At 46.3% G+C, this 24491-nt stretch carries 17 protein-coding genes; 8 read left to right on the top strand and 9 right to left on the bottom strand.

Annotated features, from left to right (window positions below):
* Nucleotides 1-54: 54 nt before the first annotated feature.
* The 9 genes from CW749_RS10425 to CW749_RS10465 all read right to left on the bottom strand — a co-directional run bounded on the left by CW749_RS10425 (nt 55) and on the right by CW749_RS10465 (nt 15693).
* A complete protein-coding gene (locus CW749_RS10425; protein WP_237322397.1) occupies nt 55-5502 on the bottom strand; it encodes an NPCBM/NEW2 domain-containing protein in 5448 nt (1815 codons plus the stop codon).
* A 202-nt stretch (nt 5503-5704) separates the two neighbouring features.
* The gene (locus tag CW749_RS10430; protein WP_101111955.1) at nt 5705-7204 is read right to left on the bottom strand and encodes an FGGY-family carbohydrate kinase; all 1500 of its coding nucleotides are present in this window, start codon (nt 7202-7204) and stop codon (nt 5705-5707) included.
* A gap of 9 nt (nt 7205-7213) precedes the next feature.
* Nucleotides 7214-8059 carry an aldolase gene (locus CW749_RS10435; protein ID WP_101111956.1) on the bottom strand — a complete coding sequence of 282 codons (846 nt, stop codon included), beginning with the start codon at nt 8057-8059 and terminating at the stop codon, nt 7214-7216.
* On the bottom strand, nt 8046-9800 hold the full coding sequence (locus CW749_RS10440) for a glycerol-3-phosphate dehydrogenase/oxidase (protein ID WP_101111957.1): 1755 nt from the start codon (nt 9798-9800) through the stop codon (nt 8046-8048). The genes CW749_RS10435 and CW749_RS10440 overlap by 14 nt, the downstream gene beginning before the upstream one ends.
* Before the next feature lie 8 nt (nt 9801-9808).
* A complete protein-coding gene (locus CW749_RS10445; protein WP_101111958.1) occupies nt 9809-10798 on the bottom strand; it encodes an aldo/keto reductase in 990 nt (329 codons plus the stop codon).
* On the bottom strand, nt 10795-11808 hold the full coding sequence (locus CW749_RS10450; protein ID WP_101111959.1) for a sugar-binding transcriptional regulator: 1014 nt from the start codon (nt 11806-11808) through the stop codon (nt 10795-10797). Before CW749_RS10450 ends, CW749_RS10445 begins: the two co-directional genes overlap by 4 nt.
* Nucleotides 11809-11827: 19 nt before the next feature.
* Nucleotides 11828-12835 (bottom strand): ABC transporter permease, encoded by a 1008-nt coding sequence (locus tag CW749_RS10455; RefSeq protein ID WP_101111960.1) that lies wholly within the window; start codon nt 12833-12835, stop codon nt 11828-11830.
* A gap of 38 nt (nt 12836-12873) precedes the next feature.
* Complete coding sequence (locus tag CW749_RS10460) at nt 12874-14538, bottom strand: sugar ABC transporter ATP-binding protein (protein ID WP_101111961.1); 1665 nt, start codon at nt 14536-14538, stop codon at nt 12874-12876.
* Between the two features lie 102 nt (nt 14539-14640).
* Entirely contained in the window at nt 14641-15693 is a 1053-nt protein-coding gene (locus CW749_RS10465; RefSeq protein WP_224055750.1) for a substrate-binding domain-containing protein, read from the bottom strand.
* 511 nt (nt 15694-16204) lie between these two features.
* Here CW749_RS10465 and CW749_RS10470 point away from each other — a divergent pair.
* From CW749_RS10470 to CW749_RS10505, 8 genes are all read left to right on the top strand, one after another.
* Nucleotides 16205-17365, top strand: coding sequence for an iron-containing alcohol dehydrogenase (locus tag CW749_RS10470; protein ID WP_101111962.1), 1161 nt, complete (start codon nt 16205-16207; stop codon nt 17363-17365).
* 10 nt (nt 17366-17375) lie between these two features.
* Nucleotides 17376-18875, top strand: coding sequence for a CoA-acylating methylmalonate-semialdehyde dehydrogenase (locus CW749_RS10475; RefSeq protein ID WP_101111963.1), 1500 nt, complete (start codon nt 17376-17378; stop codon nt 18873-18875).
* A 129-nt stretch (nt 18876-19004) separates the two neighbouring features.
* On the top strand, nt 19005-19784 hold the full coding sequence (locus CW749_RS10480) for an IclR family transcriptional regulator (RefSeq protein ID WP_101111964.1): 780 nt from the start codon (nt 19005-19007) through the stop codon (nt 19782-19784).
* 526 nt (nt 19785-20310) lie between these two features.
* On the top strand, nt 20311-21564 hold the full coding sequence (locus CW749_RS10485) for a beta-ketoacyl-[acyl-carrier-protein] synthase family protein (RefSeq protein ID WP_101112012.1): 1254 nt from the start codon (nt 20311-20313) through the stop codon (nt 21562-21564).
* The gene (locus tag CW749_RS10490; protein ID WP_101111965.1) at nt 21561-22310 is read left to right on the top strand and encodes a hypothetical protein; all 750 of its coding nucleotides are present in this window, start codon (nt 21561-21563) and stop codon (nt 22308-22310) included. The genes CW749_RS10485 and CW749_RS10490 overlap by 4 nt, the downstream gene beginning before the upstream one ends.
* 19 nt (nt 22311-22329) lie before the next feature.
* Nucleotides 22330-22578 (top strand): phosphopantetheine-binding protein, encoded by a 249-nt coding sequence (locus tag CW749_RS10495; protein ID WP_101111966.1) that lies wholly within the window; start codon nt 22330-22332, stop codon nt 22576-22578.
* A gap of 258 nt (nt 22579-22836) precedes the next feature.
* Nucleotides 22837-23388 carry a hypothetical protein gene (locus CW749_RS10500; protein ID WP_101111967.1) on the top strand — a complete coding sequence of 184 codons (552 nt, stop codon included), beginning with the start codon at nt 22837-22839 and terminating at the stop codon, nt 23386-23388.
* 19 nt (nt 23389-23407) lie between these two features.
* Nucleotides 23408-24433, top strand: coding sequence for a hypothetical protein (locus CW749_RS10505; protein ID WP_101111968.1), 1026 nt, complete (start codon nt 23408-23410; stop codon nt 24431-24433).
* The last annotated feature ends 58 nt before the right edge of the window (nt 24434-24491 follow it).

The raw sequence follows: 24491 nt of genomic DNA on the forward strand, positions 1-24491 counted from the left end.
TCCTAGAACACAGGGAGTGAAAAGGGCGGCACCCCTATGAGTGCCGCTATGGTGTTAATTGGATAACCGGAGACGAGCATTTGCCCAATCTGCGTGGTCGTGACCAACTCCATCGCCGGCTCCGTTCACTTTCAGGGTGAGTGAGGTGGCGTTAGAAGGTATCGATACATTGACCTGTTCGGCTGCACCACTTCCCGTCAGCGTGGCGCTTTGGAACATCTGCACGCCATCAACGTCTACCTGAAAAACAACCGATCCTTGATTGCCGACTTCATCATCTACGCCAATATTGGCGCTGAATTGATTGTAGGTACCAGCCGGGATCTGATAGGTGATAACGGAGTTAGCATGAACGCCAAGCCCTTTGCTATAGGACTGACCTGCAATGGTGATGGTGTTGCCATCGGAATCACCTTGTTCACCATTAGAGCGATCTTTTTCCATGTTTCCCCATCCGTTACTCGAAGACGTTTCTGCTAAATCGCTTACGTATACATAGGTTGGAGTCACCGGAATCGACTGCTCTGTACGGAATAAGCTTCCATCACCGGGATCTTGGGGGTGTTGCCAATTGGTACCACCGTCAGGATCGAACGCAAACCCGATGCCCGAAGTCGGACCGCTGCCACCATTGCCGTTGCTGATCCGAAGCTCAAAGGCATGCCACCCAGCAGACAGCTTGAGATTGCCAGTGGCGACTTCATCGTTCCAATTGTCGCTACTCAATACCAAGGTGCCATCTATCCAAAGGCGAGTTTTGTCATCGATGTATTCCTTAAACGAAAGGTTGCCATCGGCATCAAAAATGTAGCCTGTGTAAATCTCGGTGGTGTTTCCTGCGATGGAATCCTCTGTTTCACTCAAGGTAGTGGTCACACTGGTTTTTGGGTTAGCCTCATTGGTATTGATGTTGCCACTCACGGTTCCGTAGTAAAGACCCGCTTGGAAGCTTGGCGTAGGGTCCTGAGTGCGGAATAAGCTACCGTCACCCGGATCTTCAGGGTGACTCCAGTTCGTTCCACCGTCTGGGTCAAACGCAAACCCAATTCCTGAGGTTGGACCGCTGCCGCCATTACCGTTGCTGATCCGCAGTTCAAAAGCATGCCATCCGGCAGATAAATTTAGATTGCCAGTGGCGACTTCATCGTTCCAATTGTCGCTGCTCAAAACTAAGGTTCCATCGATCCACAGACGGGTTTTATCGTCGATGTATTCTTTGAACGATATGTTTCCGTCGGCATCGTAGATATAGCCTGTGTAGATCTCTGTGGTATTGCCATCAATGGAATCTTCCGTTTCACTCAAAGACGTTGTAAGCCGCGTTTTGGGGTTTTCAGTAGACGTATTGATGTTGCCAATCACTTCGCCGTAGTACAGCCCAATTTCAGAAGGCGCGTTGCCTTTTTCACGAAGCTTGGCGTCTGCCCAGTCGGCGTGATCGTGACCAACACCGTTACCTCCATCTTTGACCACCAATTTGAGTACGCTGTGTGTGGCTGAAATAGGAAGGATGATGGCATCGGTTGCGCTACTGCCCGTCAGTACGCCACTTTGGAAGCTGAGTACATCATCTAAGTAGACTTCGAATACAACGGAGCCATTGTTGCCGACTTCATCATCAACGCCGATGAATGCCGAAAACTGGTCGTACTCTTTTTGTGTTAAGTCATAGATGATTTCTGAGTACGCGTGTACCCCTAAACCTTTTGAATACGTTGTGCCAGCAAGGCGTATCGGACCGCCATCATTACTGCCGGACTCACCATTGCTTCGGTCTTTTTCAAATGGCCCCCACGCGTTATCTGAACTGGTTTCAGATAAGTCGCTCAAGTAATCGTATTTCGGAGCTGGTGGCGGTTCAGGAACCACGATAGGTGGACCTTCGTATTCAATTTGATTGAGGTACGCCACAAGTTGGGCGCGCTCAGCCGAGTTCGATATTGAGTGTTGGCTACCGATTTGCAGTACATCATTTAACGTTGCAGCTTGCCCATTGTGGAAATAAGGCGCGGAGTCCCACAGCCCGATAAGCGTTGGTGTATCAAAACCGACACCAGCTAAAGGTTGTGAAATTCCTTGGCCAGACGACGCTTGAATGGTGCCCACGTCGTGTCGAAGCATGTCCGTTAAATAGACGCCAGAGTGACAGGCTGCACAGCCTTTATCGACAAATAGCTGCTTACCCGCTTGTGCTTGAGGCGTTAAATTCCCATTAGCGTCTCGATGGGGGCTCTGAGGGAAACGAGCAAGACTGGAAACATAAAAAGACAGGTTATCCAGATCATCACTTTTTCCGGCTTTAGGTGAACCCAGAGGATCTTTCACGTCGTCGAATAACGCGTCGTCGATAAACCCACGTCCACCAAACGCGAAGCGAATGTCATTTTCAAAATCGTGGATTTCGTCAAAATTCGCCGTCCAGTGTACTCGACCATTTCCAAGCCCTGTTCGTCCAAGTAATGGAATGGTATTGCGCAGTCCTTCACCACGATCGGTAAAGTCCCAAACCCGACCATCGGAATCGCCTCCGGTATGGCAACTGGCACAGGAAAGGTACCCATCTTGGGTCATTCGAGCATCGGCAGCGTTGTGGAAGATTTTCTTACCCGCCAGCACTCTTGGGTGGAGCGCTTCGTTGCTAACCGTTGCCACTTCCGCTACACGGGTAATGTCGCCTTGCTGGCTTTCAAAGTTGCTGACGTTGTACACCACCACAGAGCGCGATAAGAACCCATGAACAAATAGATGATCACCAGATTTAATCAATCCGATTGGGGCTTGACCGCTGTTTGCCAGTTCATTGACACGGTTTAAGTTGTGCGCATCGCGAATTTCAACGCTGTTTTGCCCTTCTACTGCGATGTAGGCGTAATCACCTAAGGCGCTAAATGCAATGGCTTTGGGTTGCGCGCGGTTATCGATATCGAGCTGCGCATTGGGCAATTCTTGATTCGTGTTCAAGTCGATTTGAGAAATAATGGCGCGAATGGTGGTTTCAAAGGTGAGCGTTTTGCTTTCATCGCTTTCGTTGAATGGACCACGATCCACATTGGCTTTGTTGGATGGAACCCACGCCTTCAGACCATCAGGCGAAATGGTGATTCCATTGAGGTAGTTGGGTATACCTCGGCTTCTGTCGGGGCCATCAATTGTCGTGGTGTCTTTTACCAGCGATATCACCTGACTAACCGATAAATTGTTGATACTAACTTCAACCACTTCCGCTTGTTGTTGCGGCGAAATAAATCGAGTGACGTACGCCGTGTCGGAATCTGCGCTTATCGCGAGCCCTCGTGCCGAGTGACCAATGGTGACCGATCCAACTTGCGCCCCTGTGCTGGGGTTGAGTTTGAGTAACTGACCGCTGGCTTGAAGGGTAACGAGTGCAGCGTTGTTGTCGGGTGTAAAAGCTATGCCATAGGGTTGAGAGGCTCTAGGCAACGCAATGTCCCTAATCTTAGAACCTTGAGGGGATAGGACGGTAATCGAGTCACTGTGTTGGTTGACTGCCCATACATCACCATTGGGTGCAATGGCTAGGGTTCTGGGGCGATCGCCTACAGGCGTTTCCCAAAGCTTATTGAAAGGGCTGTTTGTCGATAGCGCTGTGACGGTGTCGTTGTCCTCATTCACTACAAAAGCCCGATTGCCAGATTTGGCAATGGTCGATGCTGTTGCAGGAGGTGTTGATGTCGTCGGGTGGTAAGCGGTGATGAGTCCAGATTTTGTGGAACTGAAGTTAGACTCTCGCACGGTAACAATTGGGGACCAATGACCGGGCGATGAATATACGTGGCTTGCTGCAGAGTTTGAAGAAAACGGAGTAGAGGCGGTCCCATCTCCGAAATTCCATGAATATTCCAAAGTGCCACCATCAATCGGGCTGGCCGATGCACTTACGCTGATACTTTGCCCCACTTGCGTGGTTGACGGAATGGAAACGGTGGCGTTGTGAGAGGCAATATTACCCGTTGAAAAGAGGTATTGCTTATATGGCATGCCGTTTCCAGCGAAGTCCTGAATACCATCGATGGTCACCACATAGATTTGGTTGGTGCTGAGGTTTTGGGAGGGAGTGAAATGAACGAATCCCAAGTTTACACTGTAAATACCTTGAATCGGGGTATTGTCACCAAGCTTATTGATTTTAAACGTTGTTGCGTTAACGGACTCCATCAATACGCTGTCGGATAGCGCCAAACCAATTCGAGTGGTGACTGGAACCTGCGTCGATTCACTGGCTGGCATGGATCTGACTATTTGAGGAGGCACAGTATCTTGATTGGTTTGTTGGGCAATCAGGCCACTGCCGCTCCCGTGATCATTCCCAACCCAAATCATATTACCGAAAGCGAATACCTGACCGTGATCGGTATCCGAGCCTATCGCATCCAACGAGCCAGTCCCAATGGTCGAAATATTATTGATATCGGAGACATTCAATACAGAGATATCGTCTTGGTTACCCAGCATTAAACGACCATCTTGAAGATTACAGTAAAGGTTTACAAAACCACTTTCCGATTCGCTGAGCAGTGAAATTGGGTCGGTCGTGGTGTCATAAACCCTAAGATTGCCCCCTGCACTTCTTGCGCCAAAATAGGCACGCTTTCCATCCCAGCAAGACGCATAGTATTTTTCTGGAAGGCGTGAATGTGTTTTCACTAAGGTGGGGTTTTCAGGATCGTCTATGTTGAGAATGGAGAATCCATTGGTGGTTTCCATACTGGACAGGAACATTTCATTCCCCACCGCGAATACAGGTCCTACATTGAAGTTACCTAGCTGATTGGTCGGAATGGTTTTAACGACGGTGGGGTTATCCACGTTCGATGTGTTCACGATGGTCAGCCCAGCATTCCCCCTTGAAACATACAGGTAAGGGGCTTGCCAAAAAAGTTGCCAAGATACGTTATTGTAATCGCCAAAGTTCACTCCCGAGATGGCGAGTTTACTTCGTTGAATCGGGTTATTAACGTCACTCCAATCCCAAATTTCGATTCCTCGACCAGTTTGAATGGCGATCAGGTTGTTTTCACTTAAGCCGAAAGAGTGGGGTTCTCGGAAGTCGGCGGTTCGTAAGCCGTCTCCGGTTCGGTGTGCATTGCTGGCATCAGGTTCATAAACCCTTTTCACCAATTGAATGCTCCTTGGGTTGGAGACATCCAGTGCTATCCAACCTCCTGGTCCACCTCCGCTGTCGGGGGCAAAAACGCCAATCATATACCCATTCAACATGGTCATGACATTGACACCAAAGTGCTTTCTACCTGGGTAATCAGGAGGGAGAATGTTGGTGGTGTCGTCGACTGATGGCGTTGAAATCTGGGTGAACAATTCACTTGAAGAAAACGTCACATTACCCAGCCCCGGGCCTTGTGCAGCGTTCGATGCCCCTGAACATAAAGACACCGAAAGGGCGAAATACGCTAGAGGGTGTGTGTAATTGCTAAGTAGCCGCTTGGATGTGGCACGCCAGCGGCTCAAAATCAAAGGTTTCATTACTCGAATACCTCGTTTCAGTATTGAACTATGCCATTTCTTAGTGGGTTAGCTACACGCGATAGCGGTAGTGAGAACCTCATGGAAGAAATTAGCGCCAGTGTAATTTCAAGGTGTAACGGCCACGGTTATTGATGTTGTCTTTTCTTGTAGGGCTGCTCTATGGCATGAAAGGTAATGGCTCTGTTACGTTTTATTCTCCTTATTTAGGTGGAAAGTGGTTGATCCAATCCGACACATGACGATAACGGGCAAACCTTTTAGTTAACGCAGCATGGCGGGTAGAATCAGGTACAAACACCTGCACCTCGCTACGCATAGATTTGACCGAATCTTCAAATGTTGTGAAAAAGCCAGCCGCATAAGCCGCTGCCATCGCGACGCCTTTCGCACCAGATTCGCGGTATTGTGTAATGTGTATTTCCACATTCAAAACATCCGCAAACAGTTGGCACCAGAAATCGCTTTTTGCTCCTCCTCCAGTGAGTAACGCGTGAGAGAAATGGATTCCGGTATTGTTCAGTTTCAGTACGTGTTCTAAATGCCCAAACACGATGCCTTCGTACACCGCGTAGAGTAAGTCTGGTTTTGTATGCCATCCTGCCAAGTCGAAAAAGCTGCCTCTGGCAGCACCATTGTCTCCAGACCCGTATAAGTAAGGGTGGAATAAAGGCAAGGCTGAACTGAATTCAACCTGTTCAATCAACTGATTGCATTGATCAAAAACACTTTGGTTGATAGAGGCAGCTTGTTGCTTTTCATGGGTGAAAAATTCTCGAACAAACCACTCTAGGTTAGACGCCGACGTCGCACTATTTTCCATGGCAAGAAATCGATGTTGTGGGAACAAGCACGTCATAAAAAGTTGTTCGCTCGGTAAGGTATCAGTCACCACTTGGTTTATGCTCCACGTACCGGTAACAATGGACGCGTCGTTGGAGTCCCAAACTCCCGAACCCATTGCGCTGGCAACAACGTCCAGCATCCCACCGACAACGGGGATACCTTCTGGTAATCCTGTGAGTTCAGAGGCTTGCGCCGTCACGTGACCAATAATATGTTCACTGTGATAGGGGGCTGGAATGGCTGAAGCCATTTCGAGTATGTCGAAGAACGAGAGCAATTCCGTGCTGACTTCACGTTGGGTAAAATCAAACAACCCAGATGCACTTAAATCGCTGTAATCGGTTTTTATCTCATCAGTCAGGCAGAAGTTTAAATAGTCTTTGCAGAAAAAGACGGTGCCAATGTCGTCGTACAGCGATGCTCGGTTTTGTTTGAGCCAATTGAGTAAAGTGGCGGTTTGTGATGACCAAGCGCCCTGTCGGTTTAACGTGCGAATACGGCTGTAGTGCTTTTCGGCTTGTAGGTTTGCGACTCGCTTACTCGCGCGGCTATCCAAAGACTGAATTGCCAACAATGGCTGGTGGTGTTTGTCCAGTAAATAGGCACCGTTGCCATGTCCACTCACTCCGATCGCCGATATTTGCGTTGTAGAAAGGGCTGGGTGCGCCAAAACTTCGCCAATCACTTCACAGCCAAGCTGCCACAACCGAGCCATATCCAGTTCGGTATGATTGGGCTCGGGAAATTGAGTTTCAATGGCTCGTGCCGCAGAGACAATTTCGTGACCAGCGGCATTAAATAGCGCCGCTTTTATGGCTGTATTGCCGCAGTCTAAACCAAGGACGACACCCGACATGGATCCCCCTTAATTTTCACGTTGGTAAATATTTAACGCGTCGGCAACCGAGGCGTCGTCGTGAATCATTGCCATCAGTGCACTGACGACTTTTGCAGGGCTTGGGTGTTGGTAGATATTACGACCGTAGACCATACCCAGAGCGCCTTGATCAAGTAGCGCCCTTGCTTTGGTGAAGACGCTTTCAATGTCTTCTTTACCGCCACCTCTTACCAATACTGGGCAGCGTGCTGCTTCGATTACTTTGTGAAAGTCATTGGCATCTTTGGTTGGGTCGGCTTTAATGATATCGGCGCCGAGCTCTCGCCCTACGCGGACCAAGGTGACAATTTTTTCGCAATCGCCATCTACCATGTAACCGCCGTTTCCAGAGTTCGGCTGCATGACCAAAGGCTCTATCATGAGTGGCATGCCGTATTTCTCGCAATCCAGTTTCACCTTGCTGATGTTATCGATACACTGGCGGAATAATTCCGGTTCGTCGGGGAGCATAAACAGGTTCACCACCACACACGCGGCATCCATTTGAACGGCTTGCAAAACAGGGTCTTGGTGATTTTGCAGCATCGCCCACATCACTCGATGGCGTTCTGCATTGTAGGGGTTACCCAAATCAATACGCATCACCAGTGCTGGCTTGTTTTTCCCCTCAACATTTTGCAATAGGTCGCTTTGACCATAGGTCATCTGAATGGCGTCAGGTTGTGCGCTAACCAATTGCTCCACTACAGACGGCATGTCTTCCAGCCCGTCTAGAAAAGAAGGCTCGTTGCATACGCCGTGGTCGATAGCGACATCCAAACAACGACCGTGTTTCATTAGCCGTTTCATCCTGACTTTTTTACTCATATACATAGTGTGCTTTCCTTGCAGTTTTCGGCATCATTTCGGTGGGTTCCCCAACCGACATGAGATGTAGTCCGTTATAAAAATTTAATGAATTCACCGAGTCGCTATGTAGGCGTAGGCGAGTGCTTTCATCCCAATTGAAAAAGCGGCTCATTAACTCAATGATTTCTTGTAGTGCGTCGTCGTGCACTGAACCTTCAATGGCAATGGAGGTTCGGCGTTGAATGAGATCAAGCGGGGTGTGCACGTATTCATGCGTCATCAGGTATTCCAACTCTCCCTCGGTGTAATGAGGCAGAGTACGAAGAGGCTTAAAGCCGCGTGATTGGAGGCGTTCTAAAATGGCTTCGCACTCTGTGCCATAACGCGAGACGAGCAGTGCGGTGTAAGAATCCGATTGTTGATACAGCGCTGTGAGGTGCTGAATGTATTGGTCTCGCGCTTCGTCAGACTCAGGGAATCCTTGCCCACCGCCTATGCTCCGATCTTGAGTGCTCACGAGGCGCTTCGCCCCTAAATCTTTCAGTACTTGATCGGTGACTTCTTCTGCGAATGCGCGGAAGGTCGTCCATTTTCCGCCAATCATCGAATAGCAGGTTATTTCACCATTAAAGAGGTGATCTCGCTGAGTGATGTGGCTTCGTGGGATTTGCCCAGCGCTGGCTTTGGTTGCAGCGCCAAGGGGGCGAATACCACTGAATTGATACAGAATATCGCTTGGGTGAATAATCACCGTTGGGAAAATTGCCCGCACCGATTCAATGATGTAATGAATCTCTTCGTCGGTGCACCGAATATTGTCTGGCTTGGTGACGGGAATGTCTGTTGAGCCTATGAGCACCTTCCCCATATAGGGAAACATAATGCAGACGCGATTTTCTTTGTTTTCGTAATACACCATGTCGTTTTGTAGCGCGCTCAATAGCTCCGGATGATCGACAATAATGTGCGAACCTTTGGTATTACTTAAATACTGGCTGGGGTTTCCCGCTTGAAGATTAACGTTATCTATCCAAGCGCCCGTTGCATTGATGAGTTGGCTTGTGGTGACGTGAACTTGGTGGCTTGTTAGTTGGTCGGTAAGTTCAATGCTTCCGTTATCTTGAACCGATGCAAACGTGTAATTCAGGGAGTGAGGCTGACGTTGGTTTGCGTCTCCTTCTTTGAGCAATTCAATCGCTAGCCTTTCTGGGGAGCTAATCCACGCATCATAATACGCCGCACTGCAACAGACTTTGTTGTCGAAGTGTGGCCATCGCTTATTCGTTTGTTTTTGCCCATACATTTGGTGGTTGGGCATGACTTGATCGTGTCGAGTAAAAAAGTCGTAAAGTCCCAATCCTAGTTTCACAATAAACGCGCCGCGCTCCGACGTTTTGGGCTCCATTCCCAAGAACCTCAAGCTGGCTGGTACTATGCCTTTTAGCCACGAGGTAAGGGGAATATGGGTTTGAAGCGGGTGCACTAAATGCGGTGCGTTTTTTAACAGGCGATTTCTCTCATTCAGTGATTCTTTTACAAGGTCGAACTCGGCATTTTCTAGGTAGCGCAGCCCGCCATGGATCATTCGAGACGGGGCAGCACTGGCTTTGCTACAAAAGTCGTCTTTCTCAATCAATAAAACGTTCAACCCTTGCAGCGATAAATCGCGATAGGTGGCGATACCGTTGATGCCACCGCCGATTACAATGGCATCAAAATGTTCGCCCGTTTTTATGGAATGAATGGCTCTTTGAGGGACTGTCATGTGATCTCCTATTCACCGCTGTTGATGGCGTTTAGGTGAACATCGACCGCATTTGTCACGAATTCCACATCCGAAGTTGCTAGGTTCAATAATCCTGCTTGGGCATTTTCGATAGCCTGTTTAGGGTTGCGAGCACCACACAATGCGTAAGTCACTCCCGGTTGTGTCAGAGTCCATGCAATGACTAACTGAGCGACAGAGATTTGGTAATCGTTGGCTACCGGTAAAACTCGTTGGCAAAACGCTTGTACATGTTTGCGGTTTTCTACGCTAAACCATGGGTCTTGTTTGCGTTGGTCATCCCCCGAGAATTGGGTGTCGGCAGTGATTTTTCCAGACAGCAAACCAAGTGCTAACGATGAGTAACTAAGGCAAGAGACATTATGGGTTTGGGTGTGCGGCAGCAACGTGCTTTCTAAAGAGCGGTCAATCATATTGTAGCGCTCTTGAATGGCATCAACGGGACCGTATTGTTGGTATTCCTTTAATTGCTCTAGAGAAGCATTACTGATGCCGATGGCTTTGATCAGCCCTTCTTTTTTTAGCGCCATGAGTGTGCCCATGGTTTCTTCAATCGATGTGGTGTCGTCTTGCCAATGCGTGATGTAGAGGTCGATGTAATCGGTTTGCAGCCTGCGAAGGCTTTGCTCTAGCTCAAATCGGATCGAGTCTTGCCCTAAGTAACGGTGGACTTGCTGTCCTTCTTCCTCAAAGAAGTGATTCCCTTGCTGGGTATGCCAAACCAAGCCACATTTCGTTGCAAGCACGACGTCTTCTCGTCGCCCTTTTATCGCTTGACCGACTAAGGATTCAGATTTACCCAAACCATAAGCTGGAGCAGTATCAATGAGCGTCACCCCATTATCGATTGAAGCACGAATGGCGTCGATGGATTGCTTTTCGTCGGTGCCTCCCCACATCCAACCGCCCATTGCCCAAGTGCCAAGTCCAATGACCGAAGTGTCTATCTGAGTCGTCCCTAGTGTTCTGGTTTTCATGAGGTTGTTCCTTTGTGCTTTTGCGTTTCTTCGAACTTTTCCAGTACCAATTTGGCGGTGCCTTCATCGGAGATAAGGGTATTGATGAAGTTGCCATTTAATGCGGCAACAATGGGCGTCACTTTGCTATCGCTGGCGGCAATCCCTATGCGGATTGGCACTTCTCTTAATTCATCAAGCGTCAGCCCCACCAACTTTTCATTAAGTTGGTCAAAACATGGGGTTCCATTAACGTTGATTAAGTGCGCAAGCATTTCGCCTTCGCAATGGTTACTACGAATTTGATCGCACTCTTCCTGAGACATGTTGTTGCGAAGATCGAAATAGCTTTCAGACCCAGTTGCTAGAGCGCCAACGCCGACCAAGGCAATGTCGGCGTTTCGCGCGATATCCAACACTTCTTTGCAACTTCTCATCGAGATAAGGACGTCGCGATCTTGTTGGGTATCGGCAAACAACGGGGCGTGAATTTGCATGGATTTACCGCCCAGCTTTTCGGCTAGTGAATAGGCTAAATGGTTAACGTCGGTGAAATACTTCCCTTGCACGCCACCAGTAGCTGGCACCACCGTAACCTTGTAAGTGCGCGTCGGCTTGATCACTTCCACTAAGGCAGATATCGCTTTACCGCCACTGACGCAAATAACATCGCCATCGCGCAGCCGGCTGAGTAACAGTTCAGCGGCAGTTTCAGCCACAAATTGAAAGTTGACGGCAGGATCGCTGCTTACCGAGGGTGCGAGCACGGCATCATTCAGTTGGGTCGAAGAGACTAAATGGCGCTCAAACTCCGCGACATTGGCGTGCTGAATATTCAAGTTAATTTCCACCAACCCGTCTTCCCGTGCATTCCGAATAATTCGGTTCACTTTGGCTGCGGATAAAGACAGCAATTTGGAAATGTCAGACTGACTCTTGTTTTCCAAATAATGGAGTGTGAGCACCTTGCGCACCAGCCAGTCTGTTTCATTCTTCGCTGGTGCTGTTTTTCTCAAAGGGGTGATTGCCATGGTCAGGTTCTCCTAGCTTTTAGTTGGATTTTTTGTTGAGAAGATGATCAATGGCGACTGCAAACAACAGAATTAAACCTTTGATGAAATCTTGCCAGTAGACAGAGACATCCAGCAGAATCAGGGAGCTAGACACCACACTCAGTAGCGCAATACCGAGGATGGCACCGAGTACCGATCCCTGACCGCCATTGAAACTTGCCCCGCCGATAACCGCTGCAGCGATGATATTGAGCTCTAAACCGACACCGAAATTAGGGGTGGCTGCGCCAAATTTAGACATATAAATGATGCCGCCAAGCCCACACAAGGCAGAACATAAAACGGTGACCCACAGTTTCACTTTGTCGGTTCTAATACCGGAATATTCCGCGGCTTTCTCGTTACTGCCGGTATAAAACACCTTTCTGAATGCGGTCGCGTTTCTCAGCAAGTAGTCGGATATGACGACGACAACTAAGAAAATAATGATGGAGAAGGGGACGCCGTAGAAAGTCCCTTGGCCGACGAACTTGAATTCAGGAGGGAGAGAGAAGAGTGAAATCGGCGTCCCTTGCGTAATAATCATACTGGCGCCGCGGGCTAACCCCATGAACGCGAGTGTGACGATAAAGTGATGCAGTCCAATTCTCGTAACGCACAGCCCCATCAAGTATCCAATGCCACCCGATGCTGCGATGGAAATTAGGCTAGCCAACCAAGGGTTAACGCCCAGAATAAAAAGCTTGGCTGCAAACACCATTGCCAGGCACATTACCGCACCTACCGACAAGTCAATGCCCCCGACAATGATCAACATGGTCATACCCACAACGACGATCCCCTCAACTGAGAAGGACAGCAGCATGGCTTTCATATTGGCCCAAGTTAAAAAATAGGGTGATGCAAAGCTCATCGCAATGAAGAGCCCAATAATGATCAGAATGAGCGTAAATTCGCGCATATTCTTGGTGCGGTTAAACAAGCTTTTAAAGGCGCTCTTTGAGGGTGAATTCATGTTTTTATCGGTTATTACGTTATTGTCCATAATCTTTTCTCCACGTTTCTTCCTGACGTTGCACCGTATTAGTGGCTGACTTCCGGAGGCGTGTTTAATTGGGATGTCGCATGTGAATGAGTCGCCGTATTGAGCTGAGTCGCGACATGGGTTGGCGCAGCGGTTTTTGGCTGGGTGCCAGTATTTTTCGACGTTGCTGCATTTTCCGACATTGCTGAATTGGGTAAATCGCAAGCCACCCCCGATGCCATCCGCATAATATTTTCTTCAGTAATTTGATCGGCTTTTAAAATCCCATTGCACCGTGATTCGCACATCACCATGACGCGATCGCTTAAGCCAATGACTTCTGGGAGTTCTGACGAAATCACGATAATGCCGACACCGCTGTTTGCCAGTTGCCTGATCATTTTGTGTATTTCAGATTTGGCACCGACGTCGATCCCCCTTGTGGGTTCATCCATAATGATCACTTTGGGTTGGACAGACAGGATTTTGGCAATCGCCACTTTTTGTTGGTTGCCTCCGCTTAGCGAAGAGACTGGGGCAGACATACCACTCGATTTAAGGTTCAATTCTGTGGTTAGTCGAGCCGCTTGTTCCTCTTCCACTCGGTGCTGAATCATGCCGTTTTGTGACACTTGATTTGGACTAAGAGCGGAGACGTTTTGAGCAATAGATAAGTCGAGGAACACGCCGTTTTCTTTGCGATCTTCGGAAAGGTAGACAATGCCAGCATCAATACCGTCTTGATAGGACTGAATATTGAGCTGCTTACCTTGATAAAATATCTCGCCGCTGGTCTTTGCTTGAAGCCCGCATATGGCTTTGACCAATTCGGAACGACCGGACCCAATAAGCCCTGAAATGCCAAATATTTCACCTTCGTGTAGATCGAAATCGATATCTTGAAAACGCAGTTTGTCTGACAAGTTTTTGACTTCAAGCAGTGCTGCATTGCTTTCGATATCGCCTTGAAACTTCTCTGGATACAAGTTGCTCAGCTCTCTACCGACTAAATCATTGACCACTTGCTCTGGTGTTGTGTCTTTAGTGGGGTAGCTAACAACTCGGATTCCGTCACGGAACACGGTAACTTGGTCGCAATGTTCAAAGACTTCCGCCATGCGATGGCTGATGTAGATAATGCTGATGCCTTTGCTTTTAAGCTGATGCATGATTTGGAACAGCAGCTTAGATTCGGTTTCAGTTAGTGCAGCGGTTGGCTCATCTAAAATCAAAATATGGCAATCTAACGTGAGTGCTTTCGCTATCTCGACGAGTTGTTGGTTAGAAATACTGAGTACGCCGACAAGGACATTAGGGTCAATGTCTGCCAGTTGCGCTATCGCTAACTTCGCTTCTTCTTTCAGTGCTTTGTAATTCATGAACAGCTGTTTTGAAGCACTGGTCTTAGCCATTAAGATGTTTTCGGCTACTGACACATCTGGGCACAATGCAATTTCCTGATGAACAAACCCGATGCCTTTGCGTTGTGCTTCCAGTGGCCCTCTAATTTTGGTTTTTTTGCCATTCAAAAAGATGTCACCTGAATCGGGTTGATAAATTCCATCTATGATTTTCATCAAGGTGGATTTTCCCGCTCCGTTTTCTCCTGCCAATGCATGGATTTGCCCTGGCATCAACGTAAAGCTGACGTCTTCAAGGGCAACGGTTTGCCCGAAGGTTTTTCGGACGTGGCGAATTTCTAATACCGGCGTAGGTAACGACATAGGTATCTCCTGTGTAGGCTGCGTGCAGTTTATTAAGGCTTTTTGTTGGCTTGGGTAATCACACTGTCCCGATAACAGCGAGTTACCCAAGCAAGTTATGTGTTATTCGTTAATGCCTTTCGTGCCGCGTTTTTGGAGATATTTGTCCCAGTAGAAATCGTCTGCGTTCTCTTTAGTCACAATGGCGAATCCATTGTCCACGAACGGTACGCCCATTGGGTTGTAGCCAGAACGTTTGTAATCGTTCATTGGGTCGATTAGGTCAGAGTGCGCCGCTAAGTAAAGGAGCATCATGCCCATATAACCTTGCATGCCTTGGTTGGGGTTTACTGCTCCAAAGACTTCACCCGATTTGATCATGTCTAGGATCTTTGCGTTCACATCCGCGTTCATGACTTTGATTTTCCCGCCTAGTTCTTTGGCGGCTTGTGCTGCACCTAATGCTGAAGTGGCTTCAGGCATAAACACTGCGCCCAATTTAGGGTGGGCCTGTGCCATGGTCATGACGGCGTTGTATGCTTTCGTTACGTCTGTGTTGCTAGCAGCACGCGAGACGAGTTTCATGTCTGGCCATTTTTCTTCCATTCGTGCAATGAATGCAGAAATTCGACGATCGTGATTGTCTTGTCCCGGGTTTTCTAAAACGGCGTATTCGCCTTTCCCACCCATAGACTCTGCGATGGTATCGGCTGCGTGTCTGCCTTCCGCGTAGTTATCTGAGGTAATAAATGACACGCGATCACTGTTAGGCGAATCTGCTGCAAAGGTTACGACAGGGATACCCATTTCTTTTGCGCGATTAATGGGCTCAATGAATGGGTCTGGGTTCATTGGGTGTAAAAGGATACCCGCCGGCTTTTTCGCTAACACCTGCTCAAATGAAGCAAGCTGTTTGTTCACATCGTACTCAGGGGTTCCGGTGTACACCGTTTTACACCCCATCGACTTCGCTGCTTGCTTCATCATTTCATATACAGGGAACCAATATTCGACGCCACTCACCATAACGTTCATGTAGTAGGTTTCACCTGGCTTACATTTAAAAGCCTCTGCTGCTGTGGCTTGAGACGTTACTCCTGTAAAAGCGGCGATCGAAAGCGACGCAATTCCCAGTAGTTTTTTCAAGTTGATTGAGGATGGTTGGAACCTTTTCATTGCACTCTCCTTGTGGCTTTTTTGTTGTGCCCTTTTCCGATAGGCGTTGTTCCATTTGCGTGAAAAAATCACAGCCTGATTGAAATGTTGATTTAGTGAAATTTCTTTCAGGAGGTTAAATAATAATCACCTACTGATTCATCTGTCAAAATCATTTCGATACTTAAAGTCTCATTAAGGCTGTTGTTTTGTGATTTTTTTTGGGCTTATTAACATTTTGTTTACTTGTTAACCAGTTGTGTTTCGGCGTTTTTTCCTAACATCGGAGGAGGGTTATTACTGGCTAGATTGGGTTTTTTTGGATGTGCGAAAGTGTGATTCAGTTCTAATTTGATAGCTTAGGTAAATCAACTTGATCATTATAATGATACTTAAAGTCTCATTTTTATCTTTACATTCTCCATTTGTTCACTCTAATATTAAAAACGATACAAAAAGTGTCACTGAGTGGTTTTTGTGTTTGGCTAACTCAGCAGGCTAAAAATGAAGGGCAAGAGATAAGGATGTAAAAATGAGCAATCAGGTTCAGCTTCCAAGGATCATGGAGATCGGTGCGGGTGCCAGCCAGCGAATCGCAGAGATATTGACGAATTTTGGGTGTAAAGCGCCGTTGTTAATCACCGATAACGTAATGGTGTCACTGGGGTATCCCAACCAAATTATTCAACATTTGACCAGTGCAGGCATAGAGTGTGCGGTATTTTCTGAAACCGTACCGGAGCCGACGGTTTCTTCTATTTCACAAGGTGTAGACATTTTTCGAGAAGGTCGGTACGACGCCATTATTGCATTAGGCGGTGGCAGCCCCATTGATTCTGCGAAGGCCATCAATATTTTAGGTACGCACGGTGGCGTGATGCGCGATTACAAGTTTCCTCGTGTGGTAACTGAGGCGGGTGTTCCTTTAATTGCGATTCCAACAACGGCTGGAACAGGATCGGAAGTGACGCGATTCACCATTATTACCGATGACGAGGCGGACGAGAAAATGTTGTGCCTTGGGCTAGGTTTTATGCCTGATGCCGCTTTGGTGGATTATGAGTTGACCTCCAGTGTACCTCCGAGAGTGACAGCAGATACCGGAATTGATGCGTTGACTCATGCTATTGAAGCGTACGTGAGCCAAAAAGCGAATTTGTTTAGCGATGCGCAGGCCACTGCTGCCATGAGGTTGATTGCACCCAACTTAAGAAAGGCCTACCACGAACCCGACAATCATGAAGCAAGAGAAGCGATGATGCTGGGTTCGACGCTGGCAGGAATGGCGTTTTCTGCGGCATCCGTTGCGCTAGTACATGGGATGAGCCGCCCAATTGGCGCTTTTTTCCATGTGCCTCATGGTTTATCTAACGCGATGCTTTTGCCAACCATTACCCGTTTTTCTATCCCAAGCGCTAAGTCACGCTACGCAGATTGCGCTCGGCATATGGGCATTGCATTGCAAGAAGCCAGTGATGACGTGGCGTGTAATGCATTAGTCCAAGAGCTTATTGCGATTAACCAAGAATTGTCTGTGCCCACTATGTCGGAATTTGGTATCGACAAAGCACAGTATTTTTCACTTTGTGAGGTGATGGCGGAGCAAGCATTGGCTTCTGGCTCACCTGGAAATAACCCTAGAGTACCGAGCCAACAAGAAATCGTCGGACTTTATTATAAGTTGTGGGCATAAGGAGATCCCAATGGAACGTATCGGACATTTTATTAATAACAATATTGTTGAATCCCAAGATTCAGATTTAGCGAAAGTCACCAATCCGGCAACGGGCGAACACATTCTTGATGTGGCAATGGCTTCCGTTCAGACGACCGAGCAAGCGGTTGACGCTGCGGCAGCGGCCTTTCCTGCGTGGTCGAAAACACCGTCTGTGGTGAGAGCGCGAGTCATGTTCAAATTCAAAGCGCTTGTCGAAGAACACCGCAATGAATTGGCGCAAATCATCACAGAGCAACATGGAAAAGTCCTCAGTGATGCACAAGGTGAAATTACCCGTGGGCTAGAGGTGGTGGAATTTGCTTGCGGTATTCCTCATGCACAAAAAGGTGAGCACTCACTGAATGTGGGGCGTCAGGTGGATTCTCATTCCATGATGCAGCCATTGGGCGTTTGCGCAGGCATTACACCTTTCAATTTCCCAGTGATGGTTCCAATGTGGATGTTTCCGATTGCGATTGCATGCGGCAACACGTTTGTACTGAAACCATCTGAGAAAAACCCAACCCCCGCAATGTTTTTAGCGGAATTGCTTAAACAAGCCGGATTACCAGATGGGGTGTTTAATGTGGTGAATGGCGATAAAACCGCTGTAGATGTGCTGCTTACTCACCCAGAAGTACAGGCGGTCAGTTTCGTGGGTTCAACCCCTATTGCGGAATACATTTACTCCACCGCTTCGGCACATGGAAAACGCAGCCAAGCTTTGGGCGGTGCTAAAAACCACATGGTAGTCATGCCAGACGCAGACACACAGCAAGTCACCAATGCGCTGATGGGAGCGGCATATGGGTCTGCCGGAGAGCGTTGCATGGCGATTTCCGTCGCGGTGTGTGTGGGTGAAGAAGCGGCACAGAACACCATTGAATCGCTGCTGTTGGCGATAGCCGAACTCAAAGTGGGTCCTGGCGACAGAGAAGACGAACCGGATATGGGACCCGTTATCAGCCAAGCGCATAAAGATAAAGTCGTTGGGTATATAGATAAAGGCGTAGAAGAAGGCGCAACATTACTTGTCGATGGACGTAACTATCAAGTTGAAGGCGCAGAAAGTGGGTTCTTTGTCGGGCCAACGTTGTTTGACCGAGTCACACCAGACATGACCATTTACCAAGAGGAAATCTTTGGTCCTGTTTTGTCGGTAGTGCGAGTGGACACATTGGAGCAAGCGATTCAACTCATTAATGATCACGAGTACGGTAACGGCACGGCGATCTTTACCGAAAGCGGCAGAGCGGCTCGCCTATTCCAAGAAAATGTATTGGTTGGCATGATTGGCGTGAACGTGCCAATCCCTGTCCCGATGGCTTTTCACTGCTTTGGCGGTTGGAAGCGTTCCATTTTTGGGCCACTGAATATGCATGGACCCGACGGGATTCGCTTCTTTACCCGAATGAAAACGGTGACATCTCGCTGGCCTGAATCGGATGGCTTGCGAGCGGAGTTTTCGATGCCAACCATGAAATAGAACATACCCAAGTAGTGTGATGCTATCATCAGAAAATTACTGTTTGTTAGCAACTACTTGGGCTGCTTTTTATCTTGAGGTAGATTGAGTATATACTGCTTCCATAACGAAAAACCGTATCAGGGCATTATGACGACCAGCAATAAGCGTGAAAAAGGTTCTACCATCCTTCGTGTGTTAGAAATCTTGCAAGAAGTGGCTTCCAGCGAGCAACCACTGTCACCTACCGAAGTTGGGGTAAGGCTGGATATCCCTAAACCAACGTCTCACCGAATTGTCAATACATTGCTAAAAGAAGGTTGGTTATACACCGACTTAAAAGGTCAGCTTGTACCTGGCGATCATTTTCATAATATTGCTTTGAACGTTCTGCATACCAGTGTCCATAAAACACATTGGCGTGCCATATTAGAGCGTGTTGCGAAGGAAATGGACGAAACCTGTGGTATTGCCATTCCTGATGGTACGGAAATGATCTACTTCGATAGAGTTGAATGTGAATACCCATTACGGGTACACATTCCGGTAGGAACTCGAGTACCTGCTTGGTGTTCATCCAGTGGCAAGCTCTACCTAAGCAGCCTTCCTGAAGCGCGTCGCCGTGCGATGTTTAAGCAGTTCGATCTTCAGCCGATGGGGAAAAACTCCATCGTGGGACCGGAAGCGCTAGAGCAATCTTTATTGGGGATAAATCAGACTCAGATTGGTGTGGATAACGAAGAGTTTATGGATGGGATGAATGCTATATCTGTCCCAATCAAACGCACAGACGGTCGTCTCATTGCTTGCTTGTTTTGCCATGCCCCGATTGCTCGTAAAACGATCGACCATTTGATTTCCTCTGTCGACAAGCTTCGCAAAGCCGCCCAAGAAATTGAATCGGTACTTGCGGCGATGGAAGATGAGTAGAGTCAAAAAAGAGTTGGATATATACCCAAGCCTTTTCGGATAGCTTGGGTATATATGCTTAAAATAGGCCACTTTACATTTTCTAATCCGTCACTTTCAGAAAATCGCGACATTCTCTCCATTGAATAAAATTAGGTTTTTATAATTAAAGCGCTATTTCCTTGTATTTTTATATAATGTTATTAAAGAATGACTATTAACGTTAAATAAATGTAACTGACGATGTTGGTTTTTGCATAGAAATAGGTTCAATCACTAAATTTCATCTCCAAGCTGTTTAATTTTTATTTTATCACTAGGTTTGTTCCTATACATTGTTTCCATATTCATTGATTATTAATATAAAATTAATGTTATTTCACATTAGGGGTGTAAACATTAGGTTTATATTTATTAGATATCTTGAATTAATTGATGAGTTGAAGAATTCACTGAAAATATATGTATTTAACTTTTATTATTAATTATTTTAATAAAGTTAAAAGTGGTTGCGTTTTTATATAATAGTTGGATTGTTAAAGCTGCGATGGATAATAAAAATAGAGTTGTTATTACTGGTATGGGTGCCGTTACTCCAATAGGAGAGAATGTTCACTCAAGTTGGGAAAGTATAGTCAGTAAGCATCATAACTTTGTTAAATATGAATTTGACAACCCTCTTATTAAATCTCGATTTTTTTCTTTTTTACCCGATAACCCAAAGCGTTACCAGCACTTGCCAAAAAACCTGACAAGGGCAATGTCGAGCTGTGGGAAAAACGCACTTGAGGCGATTCGACAAGCATTTGAGCAATCTTTCGGGCAACAAACCTCACCGACTGAATATTACGATCCTTACGAATGCGGTGTCATTTTAGGAAGTGGCTGGGGTGGGCTTGATCACGCTATAGAGTTTGGGCAGCAATATCACCAATCGAACCTTTCGCACCCCATGAGTAACCTGATTACCATGCCGAGTTCAATGACGGCAGCGTGCTCCATAATGTATGGATTAAAAGGGCACCAGAATACTCTTATGGCTGCTTGCGCTGCAGGGACAATAGCCATTGGTGAAGCCTATGAAGCAATACGGTCGGGCCGTGCCAAATGCATGGTGGCAGGTGGCTCTGAATCCCTAAAAGAGGAATTCAGCGTATGGAGCATTGACGTGCTTAATGCTCTATCAAAGGAGCAAACGGACCCAGATAAAGCGTGTTGCCCTTTTGATGTTAACCGTTCTGGATTTGTTCTTGCTGAAGGCGCTGCCGTGGTTTGTTTGGAAGAGTATGAATCTGCCGTTAAACGCGGCGCCATGATTCTTGCGGAGGTGAAAGGGTATGCGCATTTCTCCGATGCGTTTAGCTTAACCAAGCCCTCAGACTGCATTGAACCCAGAGCCTTGTCTATGATGAAGGCCGTAGAACAGGCAAACCTTGTACCCAATGATATCGATTATATCAATGCTCATGGCACTTCAACGGCGTTAAATGACTTGCAGGAAACACAAGCAATTAAAGTGGCATTTGGAAAGAGTGCCCAGCTTATTCCAATCTCCAGCACCAAATCTTATACCGGGCATTTAATTGGGGCGGCAGGCAGTTTTGAAACCATTGTGTGCGTGAAAGCAATGTTAGAAAACTGTTTACCTGCCACGTTGAATTTGAACGAAGTCGACGACAAATGTGACCTCAATTACTTACCGAATCAACACAAATACGATGCCAATGCCAAAGTTTGCTTAAACACCAGTGCTGGCTTTGGTGGTCACAACGCGTCTCTTGTTTTGGCGAAAACAGTATGAAAAATTCGCTGCGATTAACCACAGAAGATATTTTAAATTGGTCGACGTTCACCGGGGATTTTAACGCCATTCATTATGAAGGACCGAGCCCATCCAAGCGACCAGTACAAGGTATGTTGAGCTTCATTATGCTCAGTGATGATGTTCTGTCATCTTGTGCAAACTGCGACGCTCGATCACTTGCCATCACCGTTGTATTTAGACGCCACGTATACACTTCCGTAGCGCATACACTGGTCAACAATGGCGATAACATAAAGTTATTGGATGACAGTGGGGAAAATACGGTTTCCGGTCAGTATTTACTAAAAGGGACGTACCCAGAATGGGAGAATAATGACGATACGGAGTTGATATCCATAAGACACCGAGAAATTTTTAAGAAATACATAGAGTTCAATAATCGTTTCCCATACACATTGTCACTGACCACTTTTTTCAACGCGATAGCATTCAGTGTTGTGGTTAATTCAAAATCTTTTCTTAATTTTGAATCCTATCAGTTTGAAAAAATTGAAGATTACCTAGATAGTTCTGAAACGCTTCACACTGGTCAGCTCGTGGATTTCAATATCGAGTCATACGCGAATCTTTCTCATAAAAATGACGTCACTATTTTGATTCAGCCTTCAACGGTTATAAAAAATGGAAATGATTCATATATAAGAATCTTAAATTATCGATGCTTGTATGGTGATGCGTGCCTCTTCACGGCCAGAACCTCATTAGTATCCAATATGCAGTAAAATTAAGTAGAGAAAAGAAATGATTAATTCTATTGAGATATTTAAAGGTATTAAAAATCGCATATTAATGATGAAAGATATTGAAGAAGATAAAATACGATTTGAATCTTCATTTCAATCTTTGGAATTTGATAGCTTAGACTATATCGAAACTCAAGTTTACGTCATGAGCGAGTATGGCGTAAATATTCCTGAGGAAAGATTTTCTGATTTATCGATTAGCACTATACAAGAACTTTCCGAATACGTTATCTCATTTAACAAGTAATAAATTTATTCGTATTTTACCAAATGCTTAATTTAAGCATAGGATCAGCACGAGTAGGGTTTATGTAAATATAAATAGTTAATTATCTATAAATATTCATCTAGATATAAATAGTCACCTAGATATACGTGGTTACTTATATATACATAGCTCCCTAGATTTAAATGGTTTCCTAGACATAAATAATTATTAATCACCTTACTTATATTGGTGATGACTAAGTATTTATTTTATTCACTCAGTAAATAAGAGAACACTATGAAAGTATTAGAAAAAGGCAGAGTGTCCGCGCTATTTAATGGATCTGAAGGAAAATCGTGGGTGGGTCGCCCTTGTTATTTTACTTCTGGTCGTGAGCATTTACCTCTATTGATAAATGGTCGCAGAATGCTTCTTGAATTTAAGTTACCAAAACATATTTTGGATCCAGCGGCGGAGCCAAAGGCATTTAAATTGGGAATCAATGAACGATTTTTGCCTCGCCGTGATTACCGAGAAATCAACTTGTACCGTCTTACAGACAACAACTCGCTTGAAATGACGGTATCAGACACCAAACTGTTTGATTTAAAAGAAGACAGTGCACTATTCATAAAAACGCTCAGAACCGCCATTTGTAAATACGCGTCAGATAACCCTTCTACTAAGCAATTTCTTTTCCGTGCGGAAGGAGATTACAGCAAGTTCATCGTGAACACCTTGGTGGAATATAACGATGAGCTTTCAGAAGCTTACCGTATCACTCCTATCAAAGAGCTTAATGGTCCGTACTACGGCTTTGACTTAGATATTTTGTCACTCACTGCATAAATTAAGGATTGGAGGATATATGGAATACTACGTTACTACTTTTAAAATTGAAGCGGTTGGTGAGAGCTTTTATGCCAATGGACGTCATCAATGCAAAGTACAAATTTCTGTTCTGAAGCAAGCGTTTGAAAATGGCGATTACGTTAAGAAGCCTTTAACTGAGTCTGAAATCAGCTCCATTAAAGTGGCGAAATTCAGTGCTGATACAAACTACGACAGTTTAGGTATGCCCACTGAGTGGACAACAACTGACGTAAGAGATACCAAATACAACCTAGGTACGATGTCAGACACCAGAAGCGCTTCTGTAAGCCGTCGTTTTCTTGAAGAGTCCGGTGTTATGTTTGATGCGTTTCCTGATGCCAAGGCATTGTCGTTATCTGCGGACGTCAAAGATGACAACAACAATGTGCCAGAAGTATTTGAGCGCTATGTGAGTGGTTCTCTAACCGGCACAGAAAAGCTGATGGCTAAAATGATCTTGGAGAACGAAACCGATCAAACATTAACAACCAATATGTCTGTTGGTGAGAATGTTTACGACAGTTCAATCAACCTTACTGCTATTCCTCCGTTCTCGATCAGTTCATCTAGCCTTGATGAAACGATTCAAACTGAGCAGCATCAAGTCTATGACGAGTACAAGCCTGATATTACTCAAGAAATTAATGTGTATTTTTGGACCCTGCCAAACAACTTGAAAATAGTTGAGCGCACAGGTTCGCAGGATTCGTTTTACGCACTGGGCACGCAAAATGGCGACAATAGCTTCCTGACTCGCGGTCGTACTTTTTCCGGCGGGACACATGATGTGAATGCGCGTGACAATATGGAAGGTGGGTGTGTTCAAAGCCATGCCTATACCGTAACGGTCGCCGACACTGAGCTTTCTGCATCCGCACTGCAGGTTGATGGTTGCTCATGGACAAGTGACACCTATTCTGGGACAGCGACCATTGATATCGTCGATAACTACGGTTCGGAACACAAATTTAAAGTTTCGCCTTCCGATTCTGGTCGCTCACTGACTATCGCAAGCTTGTAAGTTGAAACGCTTTAAATAATTAAAAAATACCACCAATTTCATTTTGATATTGGATGCT

Origin of the sequence: Vibrio sp. vnigr-6D03 (assembly GCF_002835515.1) — a bacterium.
In the GTDB taxonomy this organism is placed as follows: Bacteria; Pseudomonadota; Gammaproteobacteria; order Enterobacterales; family Vibrionaceae; genus Vibrio; species Vibrio penaeicida.